Below are 13,162 nucleotides of genomic sequence, written 5' to 3'. Positions count from 1 at the left end.
GCAGGTTCCCAGCAGTTGGCCGGCCGGAGTGCCGCCGCACCGCCCGCTTCCCCAGAACGAGCGAACGGCGACCGTGTATGCCTTTGGGGGAGGGCCTACTGCTTGGCGCGCGGCTGAGCGCCGTCGGCGCCCGCTTCCGGGACCTCGTCGGCGTCGTCGTACGAGGACGTGCCCGAATCGAGGAGCGGTTCCTGCGACTTGAGGTGCGGCGGGGCGAAGGCGCGAAGGACGTGGTAGCCCGTGATCACGACGATCGTGCCGAGCGCGATGCCGCTCAGCTCGAAGTTGTCCGTGATCTTCAGCGAGACACCGCCGACGCCGATGATGATGCCCGCCGCGGCAGGCACCAGGTTCAGCGGATTGCGCAGGTCCACCCCGGCGCTGATCCAGATCTGGGCGCCGAGCAGGCCGATCATGCCGTAGAGGATGACGGTGATGCCGCCGAGCACGCCGCCCGGAATGGCCGCCACGACCGCGCCGAACTTGGGGCAGAGGCCGAAGAGGAGGGCGAAGCCCGCGGCGGCCCAGTACGCGGCCGTGGAGTAGACGCGGGTCGCCGCCATCACGCCGATGTTCTCGGAGTACGTGGTGTTGGGCGGGCCGCCGACCGCCGTGGAGAGCATGGACGCGGCGCCGTCGGCGGAGATCGCCGTGCCGAGCTTGCCGTCCAGGTTGTCGCCGGTCATCTCGCCGACCGCCTTGACGTGCCCGGCGTTCTCCGCGACCAGCGCGATGACGACGGGCAGCGCGACGAGGATCGCCGACCACTCGAAGCTCGGCGCGTGGAAGGACGGCAGGCCGATCCAGTCGGCGTTGCCGACGGCGGAGAGGTCGAGGCGCCAGTGGTCGACGACCTTGCCCGAGCCGTCCGCCGAGTTGATCTTGCCGAAGGTCAGGTCGAGGACCCAGGACAGGGCGTACCCGAAGATCAGCCCCAGGAAGATCGCGACCCGCGACCAGAATCCGCGCAGGCACACCACGGCCAAACCGGTGAACAGCATCACCAGGAGCGCCGTCCACTGGTCCTGCGGCCAGTACGTGGAAGCGGTGACCGGCGCCAGATTGAAGCCGATCAGCATGACGACGGCGCCGGTGACGATCGGCGGCATCGCGGCATGGATGATCCGCGCCCCGAACTTCTGGACGGCGAGGCCCACCAGGAACAGCGCCGCGCCGACCACGAGGACCGCGCCCGTCACCGTCGCGGAGGAGCCGCCCTGCGCGCGGATGACGGCGGCCACGCCCACGAAGGAGAGCGAACAGCCCAGATAGCTGGGCACCCGACCGCGCGTGGCGAGCAGGAAGATGACGGTCGCGACGCCCGACATCATGATCGCGAGGTTCGGGTCGAGGCCCATCAGGACGGGGGCCACGAACGAAGCGCCGAACATGGCGACGACGTGCTGGGCGCCGAGCCCGATGGTCCGCGGCCACGAGAGCCGCTCGTCGGGACGGACGACGGCTCCGGGCGCGGGGGTGCGCCCGTCGCCGTGCAGTCTCCAGCGCACGCCGAGATCCATGGTTCTGTTCCGCCTTCTATGCGCCGAGCTGTGGGTATGACCCGTGACCGGGACCGACCGTGTCTGGGACCGGCCCGTGTCTGGGAATGACCCGTGTCTGGGAATGACCCGTGAGAATGACCTGAAAGATCAGCGCAATGTTAGTGCCGCGTAAGTTCGGCCACCCGCCGGGGCGGACGCGGCGGCGGGCTCAGGGGCGCGGGCCGGGCGCCGCCGCATCCGCGGGCTCGACCGCCGTGGCCTTGCCGCCCTCCGTACGCAGGACCCCCGCGAACACCGCGAGCCCGCAGGCGAGCACCGTCACCAGGCCGAAGGAGACCACCAGGCTCGTCGCGTCGGCGAGCGTGCCGATCGCGGACGGAGCGATCAGGCCCGATGTGTACGTGATGGTGGCGACGCCCGCGATGGCCTGGCTCGGATTGGGGCCGCTGCGCCCGGCCGCCGCGAACGCGAGGGGCACCACGACCGCGATGCCGAGCCCGAGCATCGCGAACCCGCACATGGCGATCGCCGGATGCGGCGCCACCACCACGAGAAGGCCGCCGAGCGCCGCGACCACGCCGCCCACGCGCACGGTGCGGACCGAGCCGAAGCGGTTGACCACCGCGTCGCCCGCGAGCCGCGCGATCGCCATGGTGAGCGTGAAGCCGGTGGTGGACGCGGCGGCGACACCGGCCGACGTGTCAAGGACGTCCCGCAGATAGACCGCCGACCAGTCGAGGCTGGCGCCCTCGGCGAAGACCGCGCAGAAGCCGACCGCACCGATCAGGAGCGCCGACTTGGGCGGCAGCGAGAACCGTGGCGGCGCCACTTCCTCGGGCGCCGCCTGCAGATCGAGCACGCCCTGGCAGGCGACGAGGCCGATCGCGGTGAGCGCCACGGCGGCGAGCGCGTGGTGCAGGCGGGCGTCCGCGCCCAGGTGGGCGGCGACCGTGCCGGCCGCGGAGCCGATCAGGGCGCCGACGCTCCACATGCCGTGCAGGCCCGACATGATCGACCTCTTCATGCGGGTCTCGACCTCGACACCGAGGGCGTTCATCGCCACATCCGACATGCCCGCCGTCGCGCCGTACACGGCCAGGGCGAGGCAGAGGGTCAGCAGATTCGGCGCCAGCGAGGGCAGGATCAGGGCCATCGTCCACAGGGCGAGAAGGCCGCGCAGCGCCGTCCGGGCGCCGAAGCGGTGGCTGACCCAGCCCGCGAGCGGCATCGCGAGGGAGGCGCCGATCGCGGGGAAGGCGAGGGCGAGGCCGAGGAGCCCCGCGCTGAGCCCTGCGTGCTCCTGGATCCAGGGCACGCGTGTCGCGAAGGAGCCGGTGACGGCGCCGTGCACACAGAAAACGGCGGCCACGGCGTACCGCGCCCGCTTCAACTGCCTTGCGTCAAGGACCACTTCACTCATCGATGCTCCGCCCCTCCCGAGGTACCGTCCCGCTACGGCGACGTAAACTATCAGGAACCCTGCCTGATAGTTAGCAGGTTTATGGAAGGATCCCGGCATGCCCGCATCACCGAGCACCGCCCGGGCCATCAACGACCGGCTCGCCCTGGGGCTTCTGCAGCGCGAAGGACCGCTGACGGCCAACCAGTTGAAGCAGCTGACCGGCCTGTCGAGGCCCTCGGTCGCCGACCTGGTCGAGCGCCTCCAGGGCTCCGGCCTGATCGCGGTCGTGGGGGAGGCGGGTGCCCGGCGCAGGGGGCCCAACGCCCGGCTTTACGGGATCGTCGCCGACCGGGCTCACCTCGCCGCGCTCGACGTGCGCACCGAAGGCGTCTCCGTGGTCGTCACCGACCTGCTCGGCGCGGTGCTCGCCGAGGCCTCCGCGCCCATCGGCGGCGACACCGGCACGGGGCCCGCCGTCGAGCGGGCCGTCGCCCTCGTCGAGCGCACCGCACGGGACGGCGGCGTCCGGCGGCTGCACACCATCGGGATCGGCGCACCCGGCCTCATCGACCCCGCCACCGGGGAACTGCGCGACACCACCTCGCTGCCCGCCTGGCACCGCGGCCTCGCGGGCGCCCTCCAGGAGCGGCTCCCGGCGCGTGTACTCGTGGAGAACGAGACCAACCTCGCCGCCCGCGCCGAACAGCGCGACGGCGCCGCCCACGACCGCGACACCTTCGTGCTCCTCTGGCTCGGCGAGGGCGTCGGCGCCGCCGTCGTACTCGACGGGAGACTGCGCCGCGGGGCGTCGGGCGGCGCGGGAGAGATCGGCTTCCTGCCGGTGCCCGGCACGGACATGCTGCCGTCCGCCACCGCGTGCGAGGGCGGCCTCCACTCCCTGGTCGGCGCCGCCGCGCTGGGTGAGCTCGGCGCCGCGCACGGGATCCTGGAGCCGGGCGCGAGCGCCGCCGACATGGTCCGCCACGCCGTCGAGGACGGACATGAGGCCTTCCTCGACGCGGCTGCCGACCGGATCGCCGTAGGTGCCGCCGCCATGGCCGCGATCCTCGACCCCGGCTGCGTGGTCCTGGGCGGCGAGGTGGGCCGTGCGGGCGGCGACGTGCTCGCCGCCCGTGTGATGAAGCGCGTCACCGCGATGTCGCCGCTGTACACGGAGATCAGGGCGAGCCCCCTCGGTGGCGCCGCCGTGCTGCGGGGCGCGCTGCTCGCCGCACGGGACGCGGCGCAGGACGAGCTTTTCGGGCCACGCCACTGACCGGGCCGCCCCCCAGTCGCTGTGAGCCAGGCCACAGGGGTGTGCCCGCATGGGCCTCGATCAGGCGTGGCAGACTGGCTCTGTACCAAAAGCAGCGCACTCCGGGGTCGGTGTAATTCCGAACCGGCGGTTATAGTCCGCGACCCGACCGCTTCCAGCGGCCGGTTGACCAGGTGAAATTCCTGGACCGACGGTGAAAGTCCGGATGGGAGGCAGTGCGCGGCGGGCGGGCATTCGTGTTCGTCGCCGAGTGACTTGTTTTTGGGATACCCGGGTTTCCGGGTTTCCAGGGACAGGTCTCGTTCCCGGCGTCGCTCCCGGTGTCGCAGTCCGTACATTCTGTCGTCATCGACAGGCCCCGGAGTCCGTGCCCCTTGAGGCAGGAGGACCCGGTGGCCACCGCAGCCGCAGTAGCAGCGAACGAGCCCGAGCGCGCGGCCATGCGTCGCGCCGTCGCGCTCGCAGCGCTCGGTCTCGGCGCCACGAGCCCCAACCCGGTCGTCGGATGCGTGATCATCAACGCCTCCGGAGAGACCGTCGGCGAGGGCTACCACCAGCGCGCGGGCGGCCCGCACGCCGAGGTCCACGCCCTGCGCGCGGCCGGCGAACAGGCCCGCGGAGCCACCGCCCTGGTCACCCTCGAACCGTGTAACCACACCGGACGCACCGGCCCCTGCGCCCAGGCGCTCATCGACGCCGGTATCGCCCGCGTCGTCTACGCGGTCGGCGACCCGAACCCCGCCGCCACCGGGGGAGCGCAGCGACTGCGTACCGCCGGAGTCGACGTGCGATCGGGCCTCCTCGAGGACGAGGCCGCGGCGGGCAACGCCGCCTGGCTGACGTCCCAGCGGCTCGGCCGCCCGCACGTCACCTGGAAGTACGCCGCGTCGCTCGACGGCCGTATCGCCGCGGCCGACGGCAGCAGCCGCTGGATCACCTCCTCCGAGGCCCGCGCCGACGTCCACCGGCTGCGCGCCGAGTGCGACGCGGTCGTGGTCGGGTCCGGCACCCAGCGCGCCGACGACCCGCACCTCGCCGTGCGGGGCGTCGAAGGCGCCGTACAGCCGCTGCGGGTCGTCGTCGACACGAACGGCACCGCGGTGGAGCCCGGTGCCCGCGTCCTGGACGGCGCGGCGCCCACGCTCATCGCCGTCGCCGAGAACGTCACCCCGGAAGCCGAGAACGTCACCCCTGAAGGCGAGAACGTCACCCCTGAGGGCGACGCCGAAACGGTGCGACTCCCGCGCGTGGACGGCGGGTTGGACATCCCGGCCCTCCTCGACGAGCTCCACGCGCGCGGGGTGCGCTCCGTCCTCCTCGAAGGCGGACCGACGCTCGCCGGAGCCTTCGTCGCCGCGGGCGCCGTCGACCGCGTCGTCGCCTATCTCGCCCCCGTCCTGCTCGGCGCGGGCCCCGCGGCCCTCACCGGTGGCGGAATCAAGACCATCACCGAAGCGTTGCGGCTCGACGTGAGCGAGACCGTCCGCATCGGCCCCGATCTGCGCGTCACCGCGACCCTCGTAGCGAAGGAGCACTGAAGTGTTCACCGGAATCGTCGAAGAGCTGGGCGAGATCACCGCCGTCGAGAACCTGGACGACGCATCCCGCTTCCGCGTCCGTGGCCCCGTCGTCACCGACGGCGCGAAGCACGGCGACTCCATCGCGGTCAACGGCGTCTGTCTGACGGTCGTGGAGCACGAGGGCGCGGAGTTCACCGCCGATGTGATGGCCGAGACCCTGAACCGCTCCAGCCTCGGCGCGCTCGCGGCAGGATCGCGGGTCAACCTGGAGCGGCCCACCGCCGTGGGCGACCGCCTGGGCGGACACATCGTGCAGGGACACGTCGACTCGGTCGGCACCGTCGTCGACCGTGAGCCCTCCGAGAACTGGGAGATCGTCAAGATCTCGCTCCCCGCGGACCTCTCCCGCTACGTGGTGGAGAAGGGCTCCATCACCGTTGACGGCGTCAGCCTCACGGTCGTCGACGCCGGAGACGACTACTTCACCATCAGCCTCATCCCCACCACCCTCGCCCTGACCACACTCGGCATCAAGCAGCCGGGCGACCCGGTCAACCTCGAGGTGGACATCATCGCGAAGTACGTCGAGCGGATGCTCGGCGACCGCGTCACCGCCGCTGCTCCGGCTGCCGCTCCCGCTCAGGAGGCCACGAAGTGAACTGGCTCAACTCCGAAGCCTTCACGGCCTTCGGGCAGCACGTGATCTGGTCCGACATGGTGGGCAACACCGTCGGCCTGATCGCCCTCGCGCTCGGCTGGCGGCGCTCCATATGGACCTGGCCCGCCCAGTTCCTCTCCGGCGTCATCCTCGTCGGCGCCTACGCGTCCGCCCACCTCTCCGGCGGTGTCGGCAAGCAGTTGCTCGTCATCGGCGTGGCCCTGTGGGGCTGGCGCCTGTGGACCAACGGCAAGCAGCAGGCGCAGGACGGCTCCATCGCCGTGCGGTTCGCGACCTGGAAGGAGCGCGGGGTGCTGCTCGGCGGCACGGCCGTCGGCACGCTCGCGGTCGGCGCCCTGTTCGCCGCCGTACCCGACCTGTCCTGGAACCCCTGGCCCGACGCGTACATCTTCGTCGGCACGCTCGCCGCGATGGTCGCCCAGGCCCGGGGTCTCGTCGAGTTCTGGTTCGCCTGGCTCCTCGTCGACGTGGTCGGCGTCCCGCTCGCGTTCAGTAGTGGTCTGGCCTTCTCCGGCCTCGTGTACGTCATCTACCTCGCGCTCGTCCTGTGGGGCATGCGCGACTGGTGGCTGCGGTCGCGCACCGCGTCCTCGCAGCCCGTCATGGAAGGAGCCCCGGCATGACTGCGGCACCTGTTTGGTACAGCACGGGTCACGAAGAGGACGCCTCGGATCTCGCCCTCGACCCCGTCGAGGCGGCCATCCGCGACATCGCCGCCGGACGGCCCGTCGTGGTCGTCGACGACGAGGACCGCGAGAACGAGGGCGACCTCGTCATCGCGGCCGAGAAGGCGACGCCCGAGATCATCGCCTTCATGATGAGCGAGTGCCGCGGCCTGATCTGCGCCCCCATGGAGGGCGACGAGCTCGACCGCCTCCAGCTCCCGCAGATGGTCGAGAACAACACCGAGTCGATGCGGACCGCCTTCACGGTCTCCGTCGACGCGAGCGGCGCGCACGGCGTCACCACCGGCATCTCGGCCGCGGACCGCGCCACGACGCTCCAGATGCTCGCGGCGGGCACGTATCAGCCCACCGACTTCGTGCGCCCCGGCCACATCTTCCCGCTGCGCGCCAAGGCGGGCGGCGTCCTGGTGCGCAACGGCCACACCGAGGCCGCGGTCGACCTGGCCAGGCTCGCCGGTCTGCGTCCCGCGGGGGCCATCGTCGAGATCGCGGGCGAGGACGGCACGATGCTCCGTCTGCCGGAGCTGATCCCGTTCGCCCGCAAGCACGGCCTGACGATCATTTCCATCGAGGACCTGATCGCCTACCGCAGCGGCTCCGAGCCGACGGTCCGCCGCGAGGCCGAGGTCCGCCTGCCCACCGCCTTCGGCGAGTTCACGGCGTACGGCTACCGCTCCACCGTCGACGGCGTCGAGCACGTCGCCCTCGTCCACGGCGAGATCGGCGAGGGCGACGACGTCCTGGTCCGCATCCACTCCGAGTGCCTGACCGGCGACGTCTTCCACTCCCTTCGCTGCGACTGCGGCCCGCAGCTCGAAGCGTCGATGCGGCGCATCACCGACGAGGGACGCGGCATCGTGGTGTACCTCCGCGGCCACGAGGGGCGCGGCATCGGACTGCTTTCCAAGCTGCGCGCCTACGAGCTTCAGGAGCGCGGCAGCGACACCCTGGACGCCAACCTGGAACTCGGCCTGCCCGCCGACGCCCGGGACTACGGAGCGGGCGCGCGGATCCTGGACGACCTCGGCGTCCGCGGCGTGCGCCTGATGACGAACAACCCCGACAAGACCGACGCGGTGATCCGCCACGGCCTGAAGGTCACCGGACGCGAGCCGATGCCGGTCCAGGCGGGCGAGCACAACCTCCGCTACCTGCGCACCAAGCGGGACCGGATGGGGCACGACCTGCCCTGGCTCGACACCCCTGAGGTGTCCGCCTGCGGCAACCAGTAAGTACCGGCACACGAGAACCAGGAGAAGCGCGTGAGCGGCAAAGGTGCACCCGAACTGAGCGTGAAGAACTGCGGAGACCTGCGGGTCGCGGTGATCGCCGCCCAGTGGCACGAGAAGGTCATGGACGGCCTCGTCGACGGCGCCCTGCGCGCCCTGCACGAGCTCGGCATCGACGAGCCGACCGTCCTGCGCGTGCCCGGCAGCTTCGAGCTGCCGGTCGTCGCCAAGGTCCTCGCGGGACGCGGCTACGACGCGATCGTCGCGCTCGGCGTCGTCATCCGCGGCGGCACCCCGCATTTCGAGTACGTGTGCCAGGGCGTCACCCAGGGCCTGACCCAGGTCACGGTGGACACCGGGGTGCCCATCGGCTTCGGCGTCCTCACCACCGACACCGAGGAGCAGGCCCTGGACAGGGCGGGCATCGAGGGCTCGCACGAGGACAAGGGGCACGAGGCGGTCACCGCGGCCGTCGCCACCGCGACCACGCTGCGTACGATCTCCGAACCCTGGCGGTGAGCGGGGCGGGGAAGCCGCGTAAAGTAGGCGCCATCATGTCCAAGAAGACTTTCGAGGAGCTCTTCACCGAGCTCCAACACAAGGCCGCCAACGGCGACCCCGCCACGTCGCGCACCGCCGAGCTCGTCGAGAAGGGCGTCCACGCCATCGGCAAGAAGGTCGTCGAGGAGGCCGCCGAAGTCTGGATGGCCGCCGAGCACGAGGGCAAGGAAGCCGCCGCCGAGGAGATCTCCCAGCTCCTCTACCACGTGCAGGTGATGATGGTCGCCCGCGGCATCTCCCTCGACGACGTGTACGCCCACCTCTGAGCCGTAGCCGTACGCCCGCCGTACCCCAACTCCCCTCAACGCGAAGGAATCCGTCCTCATGCTGCGCATCGCCGTCCCCAACAAGGGTTCACTGTCCGGACCTGCGTCGGCGATGCTCCATGAGGCCGGATACCAGCAGCGCAAGGAGTCCAAGGAGCTCGTCCTCGTCGACCCGGACAACGAAGTCGAGTTCTTCTACCTCCGGCCCAAGGACATCGCGATCTATGTCTCGGCCGGCAAGCTCGACATCGGCATCACCGGCCAGGACCTCCTGATCGACTCCGGCGCGAACGCCGAGACGATCCTGCCGCTCGGCTTCGCACGCTCCACCTTCCGCTTCGCCGGGAAGCCGGGCACCGCGAGCACCATCGCGGACCTCGCGGGCAAGACCGTCGCCACCTCGTACGAGGGCATCGTCGCCAAGCACCTCGCGGACAGCGGCGTCGACGCCTCCGTGGTCCACCTGGACGGTGCCGTCGAGACCGCCATCGAGCTGGGCGTCGCCCAGGTCATCGCGGACGTCGTGGAGACCGGCACCTCGCTGCGCAACGCGGGCCTCGAAGTCTTCGGCGAGCCGATCATGAAGTCCGAGGCGGTCGTCATCCGGCGCACCGGCGCGGACACCGACGACCCGAAGGTGCGGCAGTTCCTGCGCCGCCTGCAGGGCGTCCTGGTCGCCCGGGCGTACGTGATGATGGACTACGACTGCCGTGCCGAGCACCTGGAGCAGGCCGTCGCCCTCACCCCGGGCCTCGAGTCGCCGACGATCTCGCCCCTGCACAACGAGGGCTGGGTCGCGGTCCGCTCCATGGTCCCGGCCAAGGAGGCCCAGCGGATCATGGACGACCTGTACGCCATCGGGGCGCGGGCCATCCTGACCACGGCCATCCACGCCTGCCGCCTCTGATGACCCGGCAGGAGACCCCGGCGATGACAGACCAGACAGACCAGACCGACACCCCCGCCCTGCCCGTCACCTTCCGGCCAGGCCGGACCAGGGCCGTGCTGCTCACCGCGGGCGCCGCGATCCTCGTGGTCCTCACGGTGATCTCCCTGCTCATCCCGGGCCTCAGCACGGGGGAGCGGATCAGCTTCATCTTCACCGGGGCACTGCTCTTCGGTGTCCTTGCGCTCCTGAGCAGGCCCAAGGTCGTCGCCGAGGAATCCGGCGTGACGGTCGTCAACATCGCGACCAGCAGGCGCCTCGACTGGGCCGAGATCGTCCAGGTCAACCTGCGCCCGGGTGACCCGTGGGTCTTCCTCAACCTCAGTGACGGCACCAGCCTCCCCGTCATGGGCATCCAGCCGGGCATCGCCAAGCAGCGGGCCATCAGCGACGCCCGTGCCCTGCGTGCCCTCGCCGAGGCCCGCGCCCCGCAGGGCTGACGTTTATGGCCGGGTCTTGATTAATCTGGTGGCGGGGCACGCATGGTGTGCCGCCCCGCCTCTGTCGGGCCCGCCCGGTCCACAGGGGCTCCTGCTACCCGAGGAGTGACTCCCTCCGGCGATGGACGGTTCGTCCTGTAGTACATGCGCCGCCCCCTCCCGACACACCGGGACAGGTCAGACCAGGGAGGCGGCGGTATGACCACCTCCCTGCTGCTTCTCGGGGCGGCATTCCTGCTGATTCTCGCCAACGGCTTCTTCGTGGCCGCCGAGTTCGGGCTTGTCACCGTCGAGCGCCCGGACGCCGAGAAGGCCGCCGCCGACGGCGACCGACGGGCCCGTACGGTCGTCGGCGCCCTCAAGGAGCTGTCCTTCCAGCTCTCCGGCACCCAGCTCGGCATCACCATCACCTCACTGGTGGTCGGCATGCTCGCCGAACCGGCGCTCGCGCATCTGCTCGCGGGCCCCTTCACGGCGACCGGCCTTCCGGAAGGCGCCGTACCGGGCGTCTCCGTAGTCGTCGGCATGCTCCTCGCGTCCGCCGTGCAGATGGTGATCGGCGAGCTGGTCCCGAAGAACTGGGCGGTCTCCAAGCCGCTCCAGGTCGCGCGGTTCGTCGCGGGCCCGCAGCATGTGTTCTCGCGCCTCTTCAGGCCCGTGATCTCCCTCCTGAACACCACGGCCAACCGGCTCGTCCGGCTGTTCGGCGTCGAGCCCGCCGAGGAGCTGGCCTCGGCCCGCACACCCGGCGAACTGGTCTCGCTCGCCCGGCACTCGGCGCAGGCGGGCACGCTCGAACAGGACACCGCGGAGCTGTTCGTGCGCACGCTCTCCCTCGGCGAGCTGACCGCGCAGCACGTCATGACCCCGCGGGTGAAGGTCAGCGCGCTGCAGACATCGGCGACCGCCGAGGACGTGGTGAACCTGACCCGCGCCACCGGGCTCTCGCGTTTCCCCGTCTATCGCGAGCGCATCGACGAGATCGTCGGCATGGTGCACCTCAAGGACGCCCTCGCGGTCCCCGCCCACGAGCGCCTGAGAGCGCCCGTGGGCCGCATCGCGCAGACGCCGCTCCTGGTCCCCGAGACACTGCCCGTGCGGCAGCTCCTGGAGCGGCTGCGCAGCCAGCAGCCGATAGCCGTCGTCGTCGACGAGTACGGCGGCACCGCGGGCGTGGTCACCCTGGAGGACATCGTCGAGGAGCTCGTCGGCGAGGTCCGTGACGAGCACGACCTCCTCGACCTGCCCGAACTCGCCGTGGCGCCGGCCGAGGACGGCCGACCCGCCTGGGACGCCGACGGCAGCTGCCGCGTCGACACACTCCAGCGGATAGGACTCGACGTCCCCGAGGGGCCGTACGAGACCGTGGCCGGACTCGTCGCCGATCTGCTCGGCCGCATCCCCGTCCCCGGCGACCGGGCCGAACTCCCGGGCTGGCGGCTCGCGGTGCGCCAGGTGGACCACTACCGCGCCGGGCGGGTACGGCTCGTACGGGCATCGCAAGCCACGGATGACCCACAAGCCACAGAGGCCACAGAGGCCACAGAGGCCATGAGCGTGGCGGAGGCCGCCCGATGAGTCTGCTCCAACTCCTGTTCGCCCTCCTCCTCGTCCTCGCCAACGGCTTCTTCGTGGGTGCCGAGTTCGCGCTCGTCTCCGTGCGCCGCAGCCAGATCGAGCCGCTGGGCACCAAGCGGGCCCGCCAGGTCCTCTACGGCCTCGAACACCTGCCGCAGATGATGGCGGCGGCCCAGTTCGGCATCACCATGTGCTCGTTGACGCTCGGCGCGGTCGCCGAGCCCACCGTCGCGCATCTCCTGGAGCCCGTCTTCGAGGCGGCGCACATCCCCGAGGGGGCGATCCACCCGCTCGGGTACGCCATCGCGCTCGCCGTGGTGGTCTTCCTCCACCTCGTCGTCGGCGAGATGGTCCCCAAGAACCTCGCGATGGCCGCCCCGGAGAAGACCGCGCTCTGGTTCAGCCCCGGCCTCGTCGCCTTCGCCCGCCTCTGCCGTCCGGTCACGGTGGCGCTCGGGGCGTGCGCACGGCTCGTCCTGAAGCTCTTCGGAGTCGAGCCCAAGGACGAGGTCGAGGCCGTCTTCACCAGCGAGCAGCTCAACCGGCTCGTCGGTGACTCGGGCCAGGCGGGACTTCTCGAACCCGAGGAGCAGGAGCGCCTTGAGGACGCCCTGGAGCTGGGCTCGCGCCCGGTGACGGACGTCCTGCTCGACCGGGCGTCCCTGGTCACGGTGGGTGCCTCGGTCACTCCCGAGCAGGTCATCGAGCTCACCGGGCGCACCGGCTACTCCCGTTTCCCGGTCCGCGCGGAGAACGGCGCCTTCATGGGCTACCTGCACGTGAAGGACGTACTGGACCTCGAAGAGACGGACCGCGCGGTGCCGCAGCAGGTCTGGCGCGCGATGACGACGCTGCGCGCCGAACTCCCCCTGGACGACGCCCTGACGGTGATGCGCCGCGCCGCGACGCATCTGGCTCAGGTCGCCGACGCGTCGGGCAAGGTGCTCGGCCTTGTCGCCCTGGAGGACGTACTTGAGCTCCTGGTCGGCGAGGTCCGCGACCCGGCGCACCGGATCTCGGCGCCCCGGAAGGCCGAGCAGGCCGCCGGTCACACCAGGGACGGCGCCCTGGTGTGAC

At 71.3% G+C, this 13,162-nt stretch carries 13 protein-coding genes and 1 riboswitch; of the genes, 11 read left to right on the top strand and 2 right to left on the bottom strand.

Features of this window, described 5'->3' with window-relative positions; all coding sequences use genetic code 11:
- Positions 1–95 precede the first annotated feature (95 nt).
- Together ACFVXC_RS36675 and ACFVXC_RS36670 are read right to left on the bottom strand one after the other, a co-directional pair.
- Positions 96–1,520: a uracil-xanthine permease family protein gene (locus ACFVXC_RS36675; protein ID WP_389914709.1), complete on the bottom strand. Its 1,425-nt coding sequence runs from the start codon at positions 1,518–1,520 to the stop codon at positions 96–98.
- 190 nt (positions 1,521–1,710) lie between these two features.
- Positions 1,711–2,922, bottom strand: coding sequence for an MFS transporter (locus tag ACFVXC_RS36670; protein WP_389914706.1), 1,212 nt, complete (start codon positions 2,920–2,922; stop codon positions 1,711–1,713).
- A gap of 97 nt (positions 2,923–3,019) precedes the next feature.
- Between ACFVXC_RS36670 and ACFVXC_RS36665 the strand changes: the two genes are divergently transcribed.
- From ACFVXC_RS36665 to ACFVXC_RS36615, 11 genes are all read left to right on the top strand, one after another.
- Positions 3,020–4,180 (top strand): ROK family transcriptional regulator, encoded by a 1,161-nt coding sequence (locus ACFVXC_RS36665; RefSeq protein WP_389914703.1) that lies wholly within the window; start codon positions 3,020–3,022, stop codon positions 4,178–4,180.
- A 92-nt stretch (positions 4,181–4,272) separates the two neighbouring features.
- Positions 4,273–4,403: riboswitch (FMN riboswitch) on the top strand.
- 217 nt (positions 4,404–4,620) lie between these two features.
- Entirely contained in the window at positions 4,621–5,718 is a 1,098-nt protein-coding gene (ribD, locus tag ACFVXC_RS36660; RefSeq protein ID WP_389914903.1) for a bifunctional diaminohydroxyphosphoribosylaminopyrimidine deaminase/5-amino-6-(5-phosphoribosylamino)uracil reductase RibD, read from the top strand.
- A gap of 1 nt (position 5,719) precedes the next feature.
- Positions 5,720–6,358 (top strand): riboflavin synthase, encoded by a 639-nt coding sequence (locus tag ACFVXC_RS36655; RefSeq protein ID WP_389914700.1) that lies wholly within the window; start codon positions 5,720–5,722, stop codon positions 6,356–6,358.
- Positions 6,359–6,414: 56 nt separating this feature from the next.
- The gene (locus ACFVXC_RS36650) at positions 6,415–7,002 is read left to right on the top strand and encodes a nicotinamide riboside transporter PnuC (protein ID WP_389914900.1); all 588 of its coding nucleotides are present in this window, start codon (positions 6,415–6,417) and stop codon (positions 7,000–7,002) included.
- Positions 6,999–8,297 carry a bifunctional 3,4-dihydroxy-2-butanone-4-phosphate synthase/GTP cyclohydrolase II gene (locus ACFVXC_RS36645; RefSeq protein ID WP_389914697.1) on the top strand — a complete coding sequence of 433 codons (1,299 nt, stop codon included), beginning with the start codon at positions 6,999–7,001 and terminating at the stop codon, positions 8,295–8,297. The genes ACFVXC_RS36650 and ACFVXC_RS36645 overlap by 4 nt, the downstream gene beginning before the upstream one ends.
- 30 nt (positions 8,298–8,327) lie before the next feature.
- Positions 8,328–8,813, top strand: a complete 486-nt coding sequence (gene ribH, locus ACFVXC_RS36640) for a 6,7-dimethyl-8-ribityllumazine synthase (RefSeq protein WP_383271872.1) — start codon at positions 8,328–8,330, stop codon at positions 8,811–8,813.
- 35 nt (positions 8,814–8,848) lie between these two features.
- Positions 8,849–9,121, top strand: coding sequence for a phosphoribosyl-ATP diphosphatase (locus tag ACFVXC_RS36635; protein WP_389914694.1), 273 nt, complete (start codon positions 8,849–8,851; stop codon positions 9,119–9,121).
- Positions 9,122–9,179: 58 nt separating this feature from the next.
- Positions 9,180–10,028 carry an ATP phosphoribosyltransferase gene (gene hisG / locus ACFVXC_RS36630; RefSeq protein ID WP_389914691.1) on the top strand — a complete coding sequence of 283 codons (849 nt, stop codon included), beginning with the start codon at positions 9,180–9,182 and terminating at the stop codon, positions 10,026–10,028.
- A 23-nt stretch (positions 10,029–10,051) separates the two neighbouring features.
- Positions 10,052–10,507: a PH domain-containing protein gene (locus ACFVXC_RS36625; RefSeq protein WP_389914688.1), complete on the top strand. Its 456-nt coding sequence runs from the start codon at positions 10,052–10,054 to the stop codon at positions 10,505–10,507.
- 198 nt (positions 10,508–10,705) lie between these two features.
- The gene (locus ACFVXC_RS36620; protein ID WP_389914685.1) at positions 10,706–12,085 is read left to right on the top strand and encodes a hemolysin family protein; all 1,380 of its coding nucleotides are present in this window, start codon (positions 10,706–10,708) and stop codon (positions 12,083–12,085) included.
- A complete protein-coding gene (locus tag ACFVXC_RS36615; protein WP_389914682.1) occupies positions 12,082–13,161 on the top strand; it encodes a hemolysin family protein in 1,080 nt (359 codons plus the stop codon). Before ACFVXC_RS36620 ends, ACFVXC_RS36615 begins: the two co-directional genes overlap by 4 nt.
- The last annotated feature ends 1 nt before the right edge of the window (position 13,162 follow it).

This window comes from Streptomyces sp. NPDC058257, assembly GCF_042881845.1.
Classification (GTDB): Bacteria; Actinomycetota; Actinomycetes; order Streptomycetales; family Streptomycetaceae; genus Streptomyces.
This window is presented reverse-complemented; position numbering and strand designations above follow the sequence as displayed.

Excerpts from the sequence above, each read along its gene's own strand:
- ACFVXC_RS36675 (WP_389914709.1), bottom strand. The coding sequence starts at position 1,520 with ATGGATCTCGGCGTGCGCTGGAGACTGCACGGCGACGGGCGCACCCCC.
- ACFVXC_RS36670 (WP_389914706.1), bottom strand. The coding sequence starts at position 2,922 with ATGAGTGAAGTGGTCCTTGACGCAAGGCAGTTGAAGCGGGCGCGGTAC.
- ACFVXC_RS36665 (WP_389914703.1), top strand. The coding sequence starts at position 3,020 with ATGCCCGCATCACCGAGCACCGCCCGGGCCATCAACGACCGGCTCGCC.
- ribD (WP_389914903.1), top strand. The coding sequence starts at position 4,621 with ATGCGTCGCGCCGTCGCGCTCGCAGCGCTCGGTCTCGGCGCCACGAGC.
- ACFVXC_RS36650 (WP_389914900.1), top strand. The coding sequence starts at position 6,415 with ATGGTGGGCAACACCGTCGGCCTGATCGCCCTCGCGCTCGGCTGGCGG.
- ACFVXC_RS36645 (WP_389914697.1), top strand. The coding sequence starts at position 6,999 with ATGACTGCGGCACCTGTTTGGTACAGCACGGGTCACGAAGAGGACGCC.
- ACFVXC_RS36635 (WP_389914694.1), top strand. The coding sequence starts at position 8,849 with ATGTCCAAGAAGACTTTCGAGGAGCTCTTCACCGAGCTCCAACACAAG.
- hisG (WP_389914691.1), top strand. The coding sequence starts at position 9,180 with ATGCTGCGCATCGCCGTCCCCAACAAGGGTTCACTGTCCGGACCTGCG.
- ACFVXC_RS36625 (WP_389914688.1), top strand. The coding sequence starts at position 10,052 with ATGACAGACCAGACAGACCAGACCGACACCCCCGCCCTGCCCGTCACC.
- ACFVXC_RS36620 (WP_389914685.1), top strand. The coding sequence starts at position 10,706 with ATGACCACCTCCCTGCTGCTTCTCGGGGCGGCATTCCTGCTGATTCTC.
- ACFVXC_RS36615 (WP_389914682.1), top strand. The coding sequence starts at position 12,082 with ATGAGTCTGCTCCAACTCCTGTTCGCCCTCCTCCTCGTCCTCGCCAAC.